Raw genomic sequence first — 13,777 nt, 5'->3', positions numbered from 1 at the left:
TGGCGCGCGCCGCAGCCGGTCGCGGCATGGCAGGGCGTTCGGGATGCGACGCGGATCGGTGCGGACTGCACCCAGGCGATCGGGCGACGCTCGATCCTGGGCGGCGGCGGCGGGATCGTCGTCGGGTCCGAGGACTGTCTGTATCTGAACATCTATGCGCCGGGCGGAGAGGCGGCCGAGGCGCGGCCGGTGATGGTCTATATCCCGGGCGGCGCCTTCACCGTGGGGGCGGGCGCCAACTACGATCCCTCGAAACTGGCGCGCGAGCAGGGTCGGGTGGTCGTGACGATGAATTATCGGCTCGGCGCGCTGGGCTGGCTGGCGCATCCGGGGTTTCAGGCGACTGGCGAAGGCTTCGGCGGCAACTTCGGCCTGATGGATCAGCAGGCGGCGCTGAAATGGGTGCATCGGAACATTGCGGCCTTCGGCGGCGACCCGGGCGATGTCACCCTGTTCGCCGAGAGCGCCGGGGCCTGGACGGCCTGTTACCTGATGGCGTCGCCGCATTCGGAGGGCCTGTATCAACGGGTCATCATGCAGAGCGGCGGATGCCTGGAGCCGTCGTCCCTGGTCAGAGCGCAGGACGCGGCCCAGTCGGGGCCGATGTTCGCCGAAAGGCTGGGCTGCACCGGCGAGGATCAGATCGCTTGCCTGAAGGCGTTGCCGGCCTGGCGGCTGTCGCGGGCGGCGTCATTGAGAGCGGGCATCAACGGGCCGGGATCGTGGGGACCGGTGCACACCGACGCCACCGTGCCGGAAAGCCCGGCGGTCGCGATCCGCGAAGGGCGGTTCACACGCGTGCCCGTCCTCGTCGGGACGAACCTCGATGAGGGGCGGCTGTTCGCCAACGAGGTGCAGGACATGGATCGCTATCAGAAGGAGACGATCTGGATGTACGGCGATCAGGGCGAGCGGGTGTTGGCGCGCTATCCGGTGGGTGAGGACGGGCCCGCCTATGCCATCGCTGCCAATTTCACGGACCAGAGGTTCGCCTGTCCGTCACAGGCCTTGCGACGCCTTTTGGCCCAGCATGTGCCGGTGTGGGGCTATGAGTTCGCCGATCGCGCGGCGCCGTTCATGCTGCCCGACTGGATCGTCGGTCTGGACCTGGGCGCCTATCACGCCAGCGAGCTGGCCTATGTGTTTGGAACGCGCTGGGTGTTCGCAGATCCCAAACGGTTTACGCCGGAGCAGAAGGCGCTGTCGGATCGGATGCAAAGGCTGTGGGCGACGTTCGGCCGTTCTGCCTTCGCCGCCGAATGGCCCCGCGTCGAGGGTGCGGGGCCGGTGCGGGTGTTCAAGCCGGAGGGCGATGTCATGGACGACGGCTTCTTCGAGCGTCACCACTGCGACTTCTGGGATGGGACGCCGTTCGGCGCCGTCCACTAGATAAAGCGGACGGTGACGCCCGGCTTGACCTTGTCGGCCAGCATCCAGGCGTCCCAGTTGGTCAGGCGCACGCAGCCGTGCGAGGCCGTCTTGCCGACCAGATGCGGGTCCGGCGTGCCGTGGATGCCGTAACTGGGCTTGTTCAGATCGATCCAAACGACGCCCACTGGGTTGTTCGGACCGGGTTTGACGACGACCTTCTTCTTGCCGTCGCCATAGCTGAGTTTCGACGGGTCGTAGGTGTAGTCCGGGTTTCGCGCCACGCCGTTGACCTTGACCGTGCCAGTCGGCGTCGGGTTGTCGCCGCTGCCGATGGTGGCGGGGAAGTAGGCGATCAGCTTGCCGTCGGCGTCGAACGCCTTGACCGAACCTTCGCTCTTGTCGACGTCGATGTGGTCCACGTCGGCGGCCAAGGGCGCGGTGTTGACGGCGGGGACAAGCAGGCCCTGGCCCACGCGATTGAAGTCGGCCCCGGGGTTCATGGCGCGCAGCAAGGCCTCGGTGACGTGGAAGCGCTCGGCCAAGGCCTCGACGATATTGGCGTAGCCCATTTGGGCCGCCTGACCTTGAGCCTCCAACTCCGTGGGAACGACGCCGAGGTAGGGTCCGGCGATGTCCTGCTGGGTGAGGGTGTAGGTGGTGGTCACCGCGCCCGGTCCGGCGGCGGCGCGCAGTCTTCCCATCACGTCGGCGTTCAACTCGCCGTTCACCGTCATGCCGTTCGCTTCCTGAAACGCCGAGATCGCCTGGCGCATGTTCGACCCCGCCAGGCCGTCGATCGCGCCGGGCGAGAAGCGGGCGCGTTCCAGAAGAACCTGGGCGCGGATCAGGGCGGGCTGCGGCTGCTGCTGGGCGGCATTCGGGGTGGCCGGCTGGCCCTCTTGTGCGGCCGGCGGCGGCGCATAGGCGGTGTTTTCGATGGCGTCTCGGGAGAGCGGGCCGGTTTGGCCCACTTGCGCGGCCTCGGCCGTCTGCGCCGCTGGGGCGGCTGTGTTCTCTTCCTTCGGCGAACAGGCGCCCAGAGCGAGAACAGCGAATGCGGCGAGGTAGGCGGGACGATTCATCAGAGACTTTCGAGACGGTGAGTGCAGGCGGTCGGTGTTCAGTTGGGTTCGCCGGTCGCGGGGTCGGTTTCGGTTTCGCCGGAGTTGGACGAATCCTTTGAACCCTTGGGCTCGGTCGCCGGGCGCGGCGGCTGGCCGTCGGCGTCCGGCCGCAGGTTCTCGTTCTCGACGGCTTTGCTGTCAGGGCGTTGATCGGTCATGGTCTTCTCCTTGGGTCACTCAAACGCACCAGAGCGACCGCGGCTCCGTCAACGCGCGTTCACCATGCCGGTGAACCCTGATGAAACGCGCATAGGGCAGGGTGCGATGTGGAATGGACCTTGCTGCACAGGGCCCTAAGAGGATGCGTATGGCCGGAATGCTGCAGGTCGAGATCATGGACGCGGCGGCGATGGATGCCGCCGCCGTCGCCCTGTGGCGTGCGTGGACGGCTGGCAATCCCGTTCTGGCCAGCCCCTATTTCCGCTGGGACTATGCCGAGATCGCTTCGCGAGTCTGCCCCGGCGCGGCGATCGCCGTGTTCCGACGGGACGGTGAGATCGTCGGCTTCTTCCCGCATCAGCGACGCGGCGGAGCGGTGCAGCCGCTGGGCGCGCCCATGAACGACTATCACGGCGTGATCGCCCCGGCGGACGAGACGATCACGCTGGAGGAGGTGGCGCGGCTGTTGAACGCCAAGCGGCTGAACGTGCCCGGGTGGATCGGCGCGGGCGAAACCGGCCAGGCGCGTGAGACCGTGCAGGTGGCCATGCCCGAGGCGGGCTATGACGACTGGTACGCCGAGCGTCGCAAGACTTTCGGCAAATACTTCAAGGACAAGGAGCGTGCGCGCCGCAGCCTGGAGGCCGAACTGGGGCCGATCCGGGTGGAGCGGGGTCTCAGAGATCCGGCGCTGCTGGATCATCTGATCGCGCTGAAGGCGGCGCAGTATCGGCGCTCGGGCCTGCATGACATCTTCGCCTGCGGATGGACGCGGGATCTGCTGCACGCTCTGATGAGCGAGGCGCGAGAAGGCTTCGGCGCTTCGATGGCGGCCATGCATGCAGGCGACAAGCTGGTGGCGATCGAGTTCTCGCTGCACGCCGGGCGGCATTACCATTTCTGGTTCCCTGCCTATGAGCCGACGCTTGCGCGGTGCTCGCCGGGCATCCTGCTCAGCATGGACACGATGCGGCTGGCGGCGGCCGAGGGCTTCCGGGTGTTCGACTTCGGCTTCGAGGGCGAGACCTACAAGAAGTATTTCGTCAACGCGCGCCAGACGGTGCGCGAAGCCGTGGTGATGCAGCCGGGCGTGACCCAGGCGCTGGGCGACATCACGGTCGCGGCGCTGAACAGGGCGGGCGGACGCGGCGAGGCGGTGCGGGCGTCCCTGCGTCGGCGCTGGGCCACGATCGAAGCTTGCGAGGCGACGCCGGTCGGGCGGCTGAGGGGCGCGGCGGTCGCCGCACGGTCGGCTGTCCAGAAGGCGGCTGCGAAGAAGAAGACGCCGGCGCGCGTCGCCCACGTTTGAGGACATCGGCATGACCCAACGCCGCACACGCTATCCGGGCCCGATCGCCGAGGCCAAGACCCACGCTCACACCCTGATCGAGCAAGGATTCGCCGAGGACGCGGCGCTGGCCGCCGTGCTGGATCGCTATCCGGCCGAGCTGTTCGACATCAACCTGTATGACTACGACGAGGAGGGGCAGGTGTCCTTGCGCACCGGCGCGCGCGGGCGGCTGTCAGGTGAGGAGCTGCTGGAGGCGATCAAACAGGGTCGGCTGTGGGTCAATCTGCGCGGGGTCGAGACTGGCTGGCCCGAGCTGTGGGTGGCGGCGATGAAGGATTTCGCGGCGATCCAGGCGACCTACCCGGGGATGCGGGCGGTGCGGAACGCGGGGCAGCTGATCCTGTCGTCGCCCAAGGCGCGCGTGCCCTATCATTTCGACGCGGCGGGCGTGGTGTTGTTTCACCTGCGTGGGCGCAAGCGGCTGTTCGTCTATCCCGGCGATGAGGGCCATCTGCCCGAGCGAAACATGGAACAGGTGGTCGCGCGCCAGACGACCGAAGAGCTGCCTTACACGCTGGCGTTCGAACAGGACGCGCAGGTCATGGATCTGGAGCCAGGCCGCGCCCTGACCTGGCCCCTGTATGCGCCGCACCGGGTGGAGAATCTGGACCGCTTCTGCGTCAGCCTGTCGATGGATTTCCAGACCTGGCCGTCGCGGTTCCGCAACGGCGCGCTGTTCACCAATGCGGTGATCCGCAGCCGAGGCGGGCGGCCGCGCTTCACCGACGGCATGACGACGCCGGAGCTGGCGGCGCGCTGGGCCGCGTCGCTGGCGCTGAAGAAGGCGGGCGCGATGAAGAGCAAGATCGCCAACTTGGAGCGCGACTTCGAGCCGGAGATCGGCGCGGCTGACGGCGCGGGCGCGCTGAACGCGACGTCATAAGCTCGGGGCGTTAATTCGAGTTCATGACCTCGAGTTAAAATGACTTGGGCGCGGGCGGCGCGCACCTTCTCCTCACATTCGGGAAGGGAAAACCGCTCATGAAAACCGCACTGATCGCCGCCGCCGCCGTCGCCACCCTGACCGGGTTTGTCGCGGCGCCCGCTTCGGCCGCCGAGGTCGAGATCCGCAACGCCGTCGCCCGCGTGGTGGTCATCGTCGAGGATCGTCAGGATATCGGCGTCGAGGTCACGCAAGGCCAGACGCGCTTGCCGGCCATCCAGGTTCGCCGCGAAGGCAACGACGTCAAGATCGACGGCGGCCTGCGACGTAACGGCATGTGGGGCGGCAACAGCGCCATTCGCGGCTGCAACTCCGGCCGCAGCGATGCGGGCCAGCCGGGGCAGGGCGCGACCGTCGAGGTGCGCGACCTGGGCCGCATCCGTCTGGAAGACGCGCCCTTGATCGTCGTGCGCACGCCGCGCGTCGTGGATGTCAGCGCCAGCGGCGCGGTCTTCGGCTCGGTCGGACGCGGCGCGCGATCGGTCGAGTTGGACAATGGCGGCTGCGGCAACTGGAACGTGGCCAATGTGGACGGCGATCTGGAACTGGGACTCGGCGGCTCGGGCGCGATCCGCGCGGGCACGTCTCGATCGCTGAACGCCAGCGTCGGCGGGTCTGGCTCCATCTCGGCCGGAGCGACCGGAGCCCTGAAGGCGGCTGTCGGCGGATCGGGCAATGTCGAGGTGGCCAGCACCGGAGGACGCAGCGAACTGTCCATCGGCGGCTCGGGCGGTGTGAATGTGCGGCAGGGCCGAATGGACAAGCTGTCGGTCGCCATCGGCGGTTCCGGCGATGTGCGCTACGGCGGCGCAACGCGCGATCTGGACGTGGCGATCGCCGGATCGGGCAGCGTCCGCGTCGCCTCGGCCACGGGATCGGTCTCTCGCTCCGTCGTCGGATCGGGAACTCTGCAGATCGGGCGGTAAGACCCGAGCGACGAGAAGGCCCCCGGTCGTGGAACCCCGGGGGTCTTTTCCGGCCAAACAAAAAGCCCCGGCGGATTGCTCCGCCGGGGCTCTTCGCATGGATCAGGTCCGAGACGCTTAGAAGACGCTCAGGACGCTGGAGATGGCCGAGACGCCCAGGTTGGCGCCGGCGCGGTCACGCGCTTGCAGACCGCCGCCGAACGAATAGCGCAGGCCGACCGACCAGGTGTCGACGTCCAGCGAATCGATGTCGGCGCGGGTGTAGGCGGCGCCCAGCGAGAACGGGGTGTTCTCGAACTCGTATTCGGCGCCCACGCCGTAGGTCCAGGCGTCGGTGTCGCCGCCCGAGAAGTCGACGTTGTTGTAGGCGACGCCGGCGTTCAGGCGCAGGTTCGGCATGACATAGAAGGCGGCGTCGGCGCCGACGGTCCAGATGTCGGCGTCCACGTTGTCGGCGGTCGTGTAGGCGATTTGGCCGGTCAGGGTGGCGTTCGACAGATACTTCTGCGCTTCAGCGCCGACCGTCCAGATCGGCTCGTTGCCGCTGCCGATGCCGTTGGCGGCGACGAAGGCGCCGGCGCGGACGTCGGAGGACCACATCTTGGTCAGGTGAGCGGCGGCGGCGCCGGTGACGTCTTCCTCGCCAAAGGCCCTGGTGTAGTCGATCGCGCCGTTCAGCGTCACGGTCCAGTTCTGGGCCGGCAGGGCGACCGAGCCGTCAACGGTCCAGACGTCGGCGTCGACGTCGTCGCCGGCGACTTCGATCGACGGGTTGGAATAGGTCACGCCGACCGAACCGATGGCGTCTTGGGCGAAGGCCGGGGCGGCGAACAGGGCGGCGGCGGCCGTGGCGAGGAGGATCGTCTTCATTTTTCTTTTGTCCTTAGCAGTCTGCACCCGGATGGGGGTCCGGGGAGGGGCGCTGCTATCAGCCTAGGACGAAGCGGAGCAATAAACCGACGTTCGATTGGCTTGGGATGGCAAGGTTGTTGCGCAGCAGCCACGCGTTGCGGCCAGAATGTGTCACGACTTGGCGATCTGTGGGGCAAGTCGTTAATCGCGCGCCGCAGCCGCGCTCATCCACTATAAAGAGGGCGTGCAACGCGCCGACGTCGCCGCCGAATGTGTCGTCGCGCCGTGCGCAGCCCTCGGGGAAGACCGCGTCGAAATCCTGTCTCAGCCCGGGTTTGCGCGCTTGACGAAATCAGAATCGATAGGCATAAGCCACCACTCTTGTTGGACCGGCTGTGCAGTTCGCTGCAAACGCGGTTCGCAAGAACGACCTAAGTCACTGTTCTTTGCAGCTTCTTGGGATATCAACGGCCTTCGCGGGCGACTGCGTGGGCCGATCGTTTTTGCGGATTTGCGTTCCCTGAGGGCTTTTTGCCCGAAGGCCTTCGGTCTTTGAAATGGTTCACAGGGACGCGGTCCTCCGACCGCATTGGAAGTAAGCACCGATATGGATCAAAGCATCCGCATCAGGCTCAAGGCCTTTGATCACCGCGTCCTCGATTTTTCGACGCGCGAGATCGTTAATACCGCCAAGCGCACCGGCGCGACCGTTCGCGGTCCGATTCCGCTGCCGACCCTGATCGAGAAGTTCACCGTGAACCGCTCTCCGCACGTCGATAAGAAGTCGCGTGAGCAGTTTGAAATCCGCACGCACAAACGCGTGCTCGACATCGTCGACCCCACCCCGCAGACCGTGGACGCGCTCATGAAGCTCGACCTGTCCGCCGGCGTGGACGTCGAGATCAAGATTTAAAGTAGAAAGAGGCGGGATCCGATGCGCACGGGCGTGATCGCCAAGAAGCTGGGCATGACCCGCGTGTTCGCCGATGACGGCGCGCACGTACCGGTCACTGTGCTGCAGCTCGACGGCTGCCAAGTCGTCGGCCAACGTACCCAGGAGCGTGACGGCTACGTCGCTCTCCAGCTGGGCGCTGGCACGAAGAAGGCTAAGAACACCAACAAGGCTCAACGCGAGACCTTCGCCAAGGCGGAAGTCGAACCGAAAGCCTATGTGACCGAGTTCCGCGTCGATGCGGACGGTCTGCTGGACGTGGGCGCCGAACTGTCGGCCGAACACTTCCTGGTGGGCCAGAAGGTCGACATCCAGGGCGAGACCATCGGTAAGGGTTTCGCCGGCGCCATGAAGCGCTGGAACTTCGGCGGCCTTCGCGCCACCCACGGCGTTTCGGTCTCGCACCGTTCGCACGGTTCGACGGGTAACCGTCAGGACCCGGGTCGCACGTTCCCCGGCAAGAAGATGGCCGGCCACTACGGCACCGAGACCGTCACCACCCAGAACCTGACCGTCGTCCGCGTGGACGCCGAGCGTGGCCTGATCCTGATCAAGGGCGCTGTCCCCGGTCACGACGGCAGCTACGTCAAGGTTCGCGACGCCATCAAGAAGGCTCGCCCGGCTGACGCTCCTTTCCCCGGCGCGCTGAAGTCGAGCAAGTCTGCTGCTCAACCCGCCTCGACCCCGGCTGAAGAAGCCCCCGTCGAAGCGACCGAAGGCGGTGAAGCGTAATGAAACTCTCTGTCATCCAACTCGACGGCAAGGCTGCTGGCGACGTGGAACTGTCGGACGCCGTCTTCGGCATCTCCGATATCCGCGGCGACATCCTGGCCCGCACCGTCAACTGGCAACTGGCCAAGCGCCGCGCCGGTACGCACAAGGTCCAAACCCGCAACGAGAACTCTCGTACGGGTAAGAAGATGTACAAGCAAAAGGGCACCGGCGGCGCTCGTCACGGTTCGCGCCGTGCACCGCAGTTCGTCGGCGGTTCGCGCGCCTTCGGCCCGATCGTTCGCGATCACGGCTTCTCGCTGCCGAAGAAGATCCGCGCGCTGGCTCTGCGTCACGCCCTGTCCTCCAAGGCCAAGTCGGGCGACCTGATCGTGGTCGACACCGTCTCGGTCAAGGAAGCCAAGACCGCTTCGCTGCGCGAAACGCTCGGCAAGCTGGGCTGGACCAAGGCTCTGATCATCGCGGGTCCCGAAGTCGATACGAACTTCGGCCTGGCCGCACGCAACATCCCGCACATCGACGTGCTGCCGAACGCCGGCCTGAACGTCTATGACATCCTGCGGGCTGACAAGCTGGTGCTGACGAAGGCCGCCATTGAGGCCATCGAAGCCCGCTTCAGCGATAAGGAAGCCGCGTAATGGCCGCTCAACCTACCGCCAAGCACTACGACACCATCCTGGCTCCGGTGATCACCGAAAAGGCCACGATCCTGTCCGAGCAGAACAAGGTCGTCTTCCGCGTCGCCGACACAGCGACCAAGGACGAGATCGCCGCTGCGGTCGAAAGCCTGTTCAAAGTCAACGTCCTGAAGGTCAACACCCTGGTTCAAAAGGGCAAGACCAAGCGCTTCCGGGGTATCCTGGGTCGCCGGGTCGACATCAAAAAAGCGATCGTGACGCTGGCTGACGGCCAGTCGATCGACGTCACCACGGGGCTCTGATCAGATGGCCTTGAAACATTATAATCCGACCTCGCCGGGCCGTCGCGCCCTCGTGCTGGTTGACCGTTCGGAACTCCACAAGGGCCGTCCGGAAAAGTCGCTGACCGAAGGCCTGACCAAGTCGGGCGGGCGCGGGCAGGGCGGTCGCATCGCGGTCCGCTTCCGCGGCGGCGGCGCTAAGACCCTGTACCGCAAGATCGACTTCAAGCGTCGTAAGTGGGACATGGTCGGCACGGTCGAGCGTCTGGAGTACGATCCGAACCGCACGGCCTTCATCGCTCTCGTGACATACGAGGACGGCGAGAAGACCTACATCATCGCGCCGCAACGCCTTAAGGCGGGCGACACGATCGTCGCGGGCGAAAAGACCGACGTGAAGCCGGGCAACGCCATGCCGCTGCGTTCGATGCCGGTGGGTACGATCATCCACAACATCGAAATGAAGCCGGGCAAGGGCGCTCAGCTGGCCCGTTCGGCCGGCGCCTACGCCCAGCTGGTCGGTCGCGATCAGGGCTATGCCCAGATCCGTCTCGGCTCGGGCGAACTGCGTATGGTCCTGGACGGCTGCATCGCCACGGTGGGCGCGGTTTCGAACCCCGACCACATGAACCAGAACCTGGGCAAGGCCGGTCGTAAGCGTCACATGGGCTGGCGTCCGCACGTTCGCGGCGTCGCCATGAACCCGATCGACCACCCGCATGGTGGTGGTGAAGGCCGGACCTCTGGTGGTCGTACCCCCGTCACGCCGTGGGGTAAGGACACCAAGGGCACTCGTACCCGCAAGAACAAGGCTACGGACAAGTACATCATCCGTACCCGCCACGTTAAGAAGGCTCGCTAAGAATGGCCCGCTCCTCCTGGAAAGGCCCGTTTGTCGACGGGTATCTGCTCAAGAAGGCCGACGCCGTTCAATCGTCGGGCCGCAAGGACGTGATCAAGACCTGGTCGCGCCGCTCCACCATCCTGCCGCAGTTCGTCGGTCTGACGTTCGGCGTCCATAACGGTCAGAAGCACGTGCCCGTGTCGGTCTCGGAAGAGATGGTCGGCATGAAGCTCGGCGAGTTCGCCCCGACCCGGAACTTCCCGGGTCACGCGGCGGACAAGAAGGCCAAAAGGAAGTAACCGATGGCCCAGACAAAAAACGAGCGTCGGGTCGCCCCGACCGAGGCCCGCGCCAAGCTGGTCAACGTGCGTATCAGCCCGCAAAAGCTGAACCTGGTCGCCGCTTCGATCCGCGGCATGCCGGTCCAGAAGGCGCTGAACGAGCTGGAATTCAGCCGTAAGCGCATCGCTGGCGACGTCCGCAAGGTCCTGTATTCGGCAATCTCGAACGCCGAGAACAACCACAACCTCGACATCGACAATCTGGTCGTCGCCGAGGCCTTCGTGGGCAAGAACCTGGTGATGAAGCGTTTCGCGAGCCGTGCTCGCGGTCGTTCGTCGCGCATCCTGAAACCGTTCAGCGAGATCACCATCGTGGTCCGTGAAGCCGGCGAGGCCGCCTGATGGGACAGAAAATCAATCCGGTCGGTCTGCGCCTCGGCGTGAACCGCACGTGGGACAGCCGCTGGTTCGCCGCCGGCGCCGACTATTCCCGCCTGTTGCACCAGGACCTGAAGCTGCGCGAGTGGCTGCGGGAACGCCTGGCCGCCGCCGGCGTGTCGCGCATCATCATCGAGCGCCCGCACAAGAAGTGCCGCATCACCATCTACGCCGCCCGTCCGGGCGTCGTGATCGGCAAGAAGGGCGCTGATATCGAGAAGCTCCGCAAGGACATCTCGGCGCGCACCGAGGGTGAAGTTCACCTGAACATCATCGAAGTCCGCAAGCCGGAAACCGATGCGCAACTGATCGCCGAGAACATCGCGCAGCAGTTGGAGCGCCGCGTGGCCTTCCGTCGCGCCATGAAGCGTTCGATGCAGTCGGCCATGCGTCTGGGCGCCAAGGGCATTCGTATGAATGTCTCGGGTCGTCTGGGCGGCGCCGAAATCGCACGTATGGAATGGTACCGCGAAGGTCGCGTGCCGCTTCACACCCTGCGCGCCGACATCGACTATGGTTTCTACGAAGCCAAGACGACCTACGGCATCATCGGCGTGAAGGTCTGGGTCTTTAAGGGTGAAGTGCTGGAGCACGATCCCATGGCGCAGGACAAGCGTTGGGCCCAGGAAGCTTCGGGTCCTTCCTCGAACGAAGGCCGCGAACGCGGCGGCCCCCGTGGCGACCGCGGTCCGCGTCGCGACCGGGGACGTGAGAACTAAGTCATGTTGCAACCGAAGAAGACCAAATACCGCAAGGCCTTCAAGGGCCGGATCCATGGCTCGGCCAAGGGCGGTTTCTCGCTGAACTTCGGGTCGTATGGCCTGAAGACGCTGGAGCCGGAACGCATCACCGCGCGTCAGATCGAAGCGGCTCGCCGCGCGATCACTCGCCAGATGAAGCGTCAGGGCCGCGTCTGGATCCGCGTCTTCCCTGACCTGCCCGTCACGGGCAAGCCGGCCGAAGTCCGGATGGGTAAGGGCAAGGGCGCCGTGGACCACTGGGCCGCGCGTTGCCACCCGGGCCGTATCCTGTTTGAAATCGACGGCGTGCCGGACGATGTCGCCCGCGAAGCACTCCGTCTCGGCGCCGCCAAGCTGCCGGTCCGCACCAAGGTCGTGACCCGTATCGACGCCGGCGTCGCGCATGTGGAGGCTGCCGCCTAATGACCAAGATCGCCGATCTGCGGTCGCAAACGACCGACCAACTGTCCGATGAGCTGCTGAAGCTCAAGAAGGAACAGTTCAACCTGCGCTTCCAGGCGGCCACCGGCCAAATGGAAAAGACTCACCGCGTTGGTGAAGTCCGCAAAGACATCGCTCGCATCTCGACGCTTCTGCGCGAGAAGCGTGCGGCCTCGTAAGGAAACGAATATGCCCAAGCGAATTCTTGAAGGCGTGGTCGTGTCCGACAAGGGCGAGAAGACTGTCGTTGTGAAGGTGGAGCGCACCCTGCTTCACCCGCTTCTGAAGAAGACCGTCCGGTCGTCCAAGAAGTACCACGCGCACGACGAAGCCAACGCGCTCAAGGTCGGCGACATCGCTCGCATCGTCGAGTGCGCCCCCAAGTCTAAACTGAAGCGCTGGGAAGTCCTTTCCAACGCCTCCGCCTCGTAATCAGAAGGATCTGATCTTATGATCCAGATGCAAACTAACCTGGAAGTGGCCGATAATTCGGGCGCCCGCCGGGTCATGTGCATCAAGGTGTTGGGCGGCTCTAAGCGCCGCTACGCCTCGATCGGCGACACAATCGTCGCCTCCGTGAAGGAAGCCATCCCGCGCGGCCGTGTGAAGAAGGGCGACGTCGTTCGCGCCATCGTCGTGCGCACCGCCAAGGACATCCAACGCAAGGACGGCTCGGTCATCCGCTTTGACAAGTCGGCCGCCGTCATCGTCAACAAGCAGAACGAGCCTGTCGGCACGCGGATCTTCGGCCCGGTTCCTCGCGAACTGCGCGCCAAGAACCACATGAAGATCATCTCGCTGGCTCCGGAGGTCCTGTAATATGGCCGCCAAGATCAAGAAGGGCGACCGCGTCGTCGTCCTCACCGGCAAGGACAAGGGCCGCACGGGCAACGTGCTGAAGGTCCTGCCCACCGAAAACCGCGTCCTCGTCGAAGGCGTCAACATGGTTCAGCGCCACACGCGCCCGAGCCAGGCTGACCCGCAGGGCGGCATCAAGAACAAGGAAGCCTCGCTTCACCTGTCGAACGTCGCGATCGCCGACGCCAACGGCAAGGCAACCCGCGTCGGCTTCAAGATCGATGGGGACAAGAAGGTCCGCATCGCCAAGACGACGGGAGACGTCATCTGATGGCTACCGAAAAGTACACCCCGCGCCTCAAGGACGAGTATCACGCTCGCATCCGCCAGGTGATGAAAGAAAAGTTCGGCTACACGAACGAAATGCAGGTGCCCAAGCTGGACAAGATCGTCCTGAACATGGGCATCGGCGAAGCCGTCGCAGACTCCAAGAAGGCGAACACCGCCCTCAAGGATCTGACCGCCATCGCCGGTCAGAAGGCCGTCGCCACCAAGGCCCGTAACTCCATCGCCGGCTTCAAGCTGCGCGAAGGCATGGTCATCGGCGGCAAGGTCACCCTGCGTGGCGACCAGATGTACGAGTTCCTGGACCGGTTCATCACGATCGCGCTGCCGCGCGTGAAGGATTTCCGTGGTCTGAAGGGTACGTCCTTCGATGGTCGCGGCAACTACGCCACGGGTCTGAAGGAGCACATCGTGTTCCCGGAGATCAACTACGACCAGATCGATCAGATGTGGGGCATGGACATTGTCGTCTGCACCACGGCCAAGACCGATGAGGAAGCCAAGGCTCTCCTCACCGAGTTCAAGTTCCCGTTCGTGAAGAACTGAGCGGGAAGGGAAGAG

Annotated in this window: 21 protein-coding genes; 18 read left to right on the top strand and 3 right to left on the bottom strand. The window is 65.2% G+C overall.

Annotated features, from left to right (window positions below):
- The coding region (locus B3T77_RS15035) for a carboxylesterase/lipase family protein (RefSeq protein ID WP_292080621.1) at positions 1-1,389 on the top strand (1,389 nt) is incomplete at its 5' end.
- Here B3T77_RS15035 and B3T77_RS15030 read toward each other — a convergent pair.
- Together B3T77_RS15030 and B3T77_RS15025 are read right to left on the bottom strand one after the other, a co-directional pair.
- Positions 1,386-2,453, bottom strand: a complete 1,068-nt coding sequence (locus tag B3T77_RS15030; protein WP_292080619.1) for a L,D-transpeptidase family protein — start codon at positions 2,451-2,453, stop codon at positions 1,386-1,388. The two genes, B3T77_RS15035 and B3T77_RS15030, sit on opposite strands and share 4 nt — an antisense overlap.
- 38 nt (positions 2,454-2,491) lie before the next feature.
- Complete coding sequence (locus B3T77_RS15025; protein WP_165117191.1) at positions 2,492-2,653, bottom strand: hypothetical protein; 162 nt, start codon at positions 2,651-2,653, stop codon at positions 2,492-2,494.
- A gap of 149 nt (positions 2,654-2,802) precedes the next feature.
- Between B3T77_RS15025 and B3T77_RS15020 the strand changes: the two genes are divergently transcribed.
- The 3 genes from B3T77_RS15020 (at position 2,803) to B3T77_RS15010 (ending at position 5,874) form a co-directional block, all read left to right on the top strand.
- The gene (locus B3T77_RS15020) at positions 2,803-3,963 is read left to right on the top strand and encodes a GNAT family N-acetyltransferase (RefSeq protein WP_292080617.1); all 1,161 of its coding nucleotides are present in this window, start codon (positions 2,803-2,805) and stop codon (positions 3,961-3,963) included.
- A 10-nt stretch (positions 3,964-3,973) separates the two neighbouring features.
- Positions 3,974-4,888 (top strand): transcriptional regulator, encoded by a 915-nt coding sequence (locus B3T77_RS15015; RefSeq protein WP_292080615.1) that lies wholly within the window; start codon positions 3,974-3,976, stop codon positions 4,886-4,888.
- 98 nt (positions 4,889-4,986) lie between these two features.
- Entirely contained in the window at positions 4,987-5,874 is an 888-nt protein-coding gene (locus tag B3T77_RS15010) for a GIN domain-containing protein (RefSeq protein ID WP_292080613.1), read from the top strand.
- A 117-nt stretch (positions 5,875-5,991) separates the two neighbouring features.
- On the opposite strand, the gene B3T77_RS15005 is transcribed toward B3T77_RS15010, so the two are convergent.
- Positions 5,992-6,744 (bottom strand): porin, encoded by a 753-nt coding sequence (locus B3T77_RS15005; RefSeq protein ID WP_292080611.1) that lies wholly within the window; start codon positions 6,742-6,744, stop codon positions 5,992-5,994.
- 589 nt (positions 6,745-7,333) lie between these two features.
- Between B3T77_RS15005 and rpsJ the strand changes: the two genes are divergently transcribed.
- Genes rpsJ through rplE form a run of 14 tightly spaced genes read left to right on the top strand, consistent with a single transcriptional unit; the run spans position 7,334 to position 13,762 of the window.
- Positions 7,334-7,639 (top strand): 30S ribosomal protein S10, encoded by a 306-nt coding sequence (gene rpsJ / locus B3T77_RS15000; protein WP_003164367.1) that lies wholly within the window; start codon positions 7,334-7,336, stop codon positions 7,637-7,639.
- A gap of 21 nt (positions 7,640-7,660) precedes the next feature.
- On the top strand, positions 7,661-8,410 hold the full coding sequence (gene rplC, locus B3T77_RS14995; RefSeq protein WP_055753390.1) for a 50S ribosomal protein L3: 750 nt from the start codon (positions 7,661-7,663) through the stop codon (positions 8,408-8,410).
- Positions 8,410-9,048, top strand: coding sequence for a 50S ribosomal protein L4 (gene rplD, locus B3T77_RS14990; protein ID WP_017506058.1), 639 nt, complete (start codon positions 8,410-8,412; stop codon positions 9,046-9,048). Before rplC ends, rplD begins: the two co-directional genes overlap by 1 nt.
- Positions 9,048-9,350, top strand: a complete 303-nt coding sequence (locus B3T77_RS14985; RefSeq protein ID WP_008260292.1) for a 50S ribosomal protein L23 — start codon at positions 9,048-9,050, stop codon at positions 9,348-9,350. The genes rplD and B3T77_RS14985 overlap by 1 nt, the downstream gene beginning before the upstream one ends.
- A 4-nt stretch (positions 9,351-9,354) precedes the next feature.
- Entirely contained in the window at positions 9,355-10,191 is an 837-nt protein-coding gene (rplB, locus tag B3T77_RS14980; RefSeq protein WP_055753391.1) for a 50S ribosomal protein L2, read from the top strand.
- Positions 10,192-10,193: 2 nt separating this feature from the next.
- A complete protein-coding gene (rpsS, locus tag B3T77_RS14975) occupies positions 10,194-10,472 on the top strand; it encodes a 30S ribosomal protein S19 (RefSeq protein WP_017506055.1) in 279 nt (92 codons plus the stop codon).
- A 3-nt stretch (positions 10,473-10,475) separates the two neighbouring features.
- Positions 10,476-10,856, top strand: a complete 381-nt coding sequence (rplV, locus tag B3T77_RS14970; RefSeq protein WP_017506054.1) for a 50S ribosomal protein L22 — start codon at positions 10,476-10,478, stop codon at positions 10,854-10,856.
- The gene (rpsC, locus tag B3T77_RS14965; RefSeq protein ID WP_017506053.1) at positions 10,856-11,611 is read left to right on the top strand and encodes a 30S ribosomal protein S3; all 756 of its coding nucleotides are present in this window, start codon (positions 10,856-10,858) and stop codon (positions 11,609-11,611) included. The genes rplV and rpsC overlap by 1 nt, the downstream gene beginning before the upstream one ends.
- Before the next feature lie 3 nt (positions 11,612-11,614).
- Positions 11,615-12,055 carry a 50S ribosomal protein L16 gene (rplP, locus tag B3T77_RS14960; protein WP_017506052.1) on the top strand — a complete coding sequence of 147 codons (441 nt, stop codon included), beginning with the start codon at positions 11,615-11,617 and terminating at the stop codon, positions 12,053-12,055.
- Positions 12,055-12,252 carry a 50S ribosomal protein L29 gene (gene rpmC, locus B3T77_RS14955; RefSeq protein WP_008263673.1) on the top strand — a complete coding sequence of 66 codons (198 nt, stop codon included), beginning with the start codon at positions 12,055-12,057 and terminating at the stop codon, positions 12,250-12,252. The genes rplP and rpmC overlap by 1 nt, the downstream gene beginning before the upstream one ends.
- Before the next feature lie 10 nt (positions 12,253-12,262).
- Positions 12,263-12,505, top strand: coding sequence for a 30S ribosomal protein S17 (gene rpsQ / locus B3T77_RS14950; protein WP_017506051.1), 243 nt, complete (start codon positions 12,263-12,265; stop codon positions 12,503-12,505).
- Positions 12,506-12,523: 18 nt separating this feature from the next.
- Positions 12,524-12,892 carry a 50S ribosomal protein L14 gene (gene rplN / locus B3T77_RS14945; RefSeq protein ID WP_003164378.1) on the top strand — a complete coding sequence of 123 codons (369 nt, stop codon included), beginning with the start codon at positions 12,524-12,526 and terminating at the stop codon, positions 12,890-12,892.
- Between the two features lies 1 nt (position 12,893).
- On the top strand, positions 12,894-13,202 hold the full coding sequence (gene rplX / locus B3T77_RS14940) for a 50S ribosomal protein L24 (protein WP_039248554.1): 309 nt from the start codon (positions 12,894-12,896) through the stop codon (positions 13,200-13,202).
- A complete protein-coding gene (rplE, locus tag B3T77_RS14935; protein ID WP_017506049.1) occupies positions 13,202-13,762 on the top strand; it encodes a 50S ribosomal protein L5 in 561 nt (186 codons plus the stop codon). The genes rplX and rplE overlap by 1 nt, the downstream gene beginning before the upstream one ends.
- Positions 13,763-13,777 lie beyond the last annotated feature (15 nt).

This window comes from Brevundimonas sp. UBA7838 (assembly GCF_002500885.1).
GTDB lineage: Bacteria > Pseudomonadota > Alphaproteobacteria > Caulobacterales > Caulobacteraceae > Brevundimonas > Brevundimonas vesicularis_C.
Note: the sequence above shows the minus strand (reverse complement) of the source record. Positions and strands in the feature narration are given on the sequence as shown.

Coding starts and splice junctions, on each gene's coding strand:
- B3T77_RS15030 (WP_292080619.1), bottom strand. CDS start 2,453: ATGAATCGTCCCGCCTACCTCGCCGCATTCGCTGTTCTCGCTCTGGGC.
- B3T77_RS15025 (WP_165117191.1), bottom strand. CDS start 2,653: ATGACCGATCAACGCCCTGACAGCAAAGCCGTCGAGAACGAGAACCTG.
- B3T77_RS15020 (WP_292080617.1), top strand. CDS start 2,803: ATGGCCGGAATGCTGCAGGTCGAGATCATGGACGCGGCGGCGATGGAT.
- B3T77_RS15015 (WP_292080615.1), top strand. CDS start 3,974: ATGACCCAACGCCGCACACGCTATCCGGGCCCGATCGCCGAGGCCAAG.
- B3T77_RS15010 (WP_292080613.1), top strand. CDS start 4,987: ATGAAAACCGCACTGATCGCCGCCGCCGCCGTCGCCACCCTGACCGGG.
- B3T77_RS15005 (WP_292080611.1), bottom strand. CDS start 6,744: ATGAAGACGATCCTCCTCGCCACGGCCGCCGCCGCCCTGTTCGCCGCC.
- rpsJ (WP_003164367.1), top strand. CDS start 7,334: ATGGATCAAAGCATCCGCATCAGGCTCAAGGCCTTTGATCACCGCGTC.
- rplC (WP_055753390.1), top strand. CDS start 7,661: ATGCGCACGGGCGTGATCGCCAAGAAGCTGGGCATGACCCGCGTGTTC.
- rplD (WP_017506058.1), top strand. CDS start 8,410: ATGAAACTCTCTGTCATCCAACTCGACGGCAAGGCTGCTGGCGACGTG.
- B3T77_RS14985 (WP_008260292.1), top strand. CDS start 9,048: ATGGCCGCTCAACCTACCGCCAAGCACTACGACACCATCCTGGCTCCG.
- rplB (WP_055753391.1), top strand. CDS start 9,355: ATGGCCTTGAAACATTATAATCCGACCTCGCCGGGCCGTCGCGCCCTC.
- rpsS (WP_017506055.1), top strand. CDS start 10,194: ATGGCCCGCTCCTCCTGGAAAGGCCCGTTTGTCGACGGGTATCTGCTC.
- rplV (WP_017506054.1), top strand. CDS start 10,476: ATGGCCCAGACAAAAAACGAGCGTCGGGTCGCCCCGACCGAGGCCCGC.
- rpsC (WP_017506053.1), top strand. CDS start 10,856: ATGGGACAGAAAATCAATCCGGTCGGTCTGCGCCTCGGCGTGAACCGC.
- rplP (WP_017506052.1), top strand. CDS start 11,615: ATGTTGCAACCGAAGAAGACCAAATACCGCAAGGCCTTCAAGGGCCGG.
- rpmC (WP_008263673.1), top strand. CDS start 12,055: ATGACCAAGATCGCCGATCTGCGGTCGCAAACGACCGACCAACTGTCC.
- rpsQ (WP_017506051.1), top strand. CDS start 12,263: ATGCCCAAGCGAATTCTTGAAGGCGTGGTCGTGTCCGACAAGGGCGAG.
- rplN (WP_003164378.1), top strand. CDS start 12,524: ATGATCCAGATGCAAACTAACCTGGAAGTGGCCGATAATTCGGGCGCC.
- rplX (WP_039248554.1), top strand. CDS start 12,894: ATGGCCGCCAAGATCAAGAAGGGCGACCGCGTCGTCGTCCTCACCGGC.
- rplE (WP_017506049.1), top strand. CDS start 13,202: ATGGCTACCGAAAAGTACACCCCGCGCCTCAAGGACGAGTATCACGCT.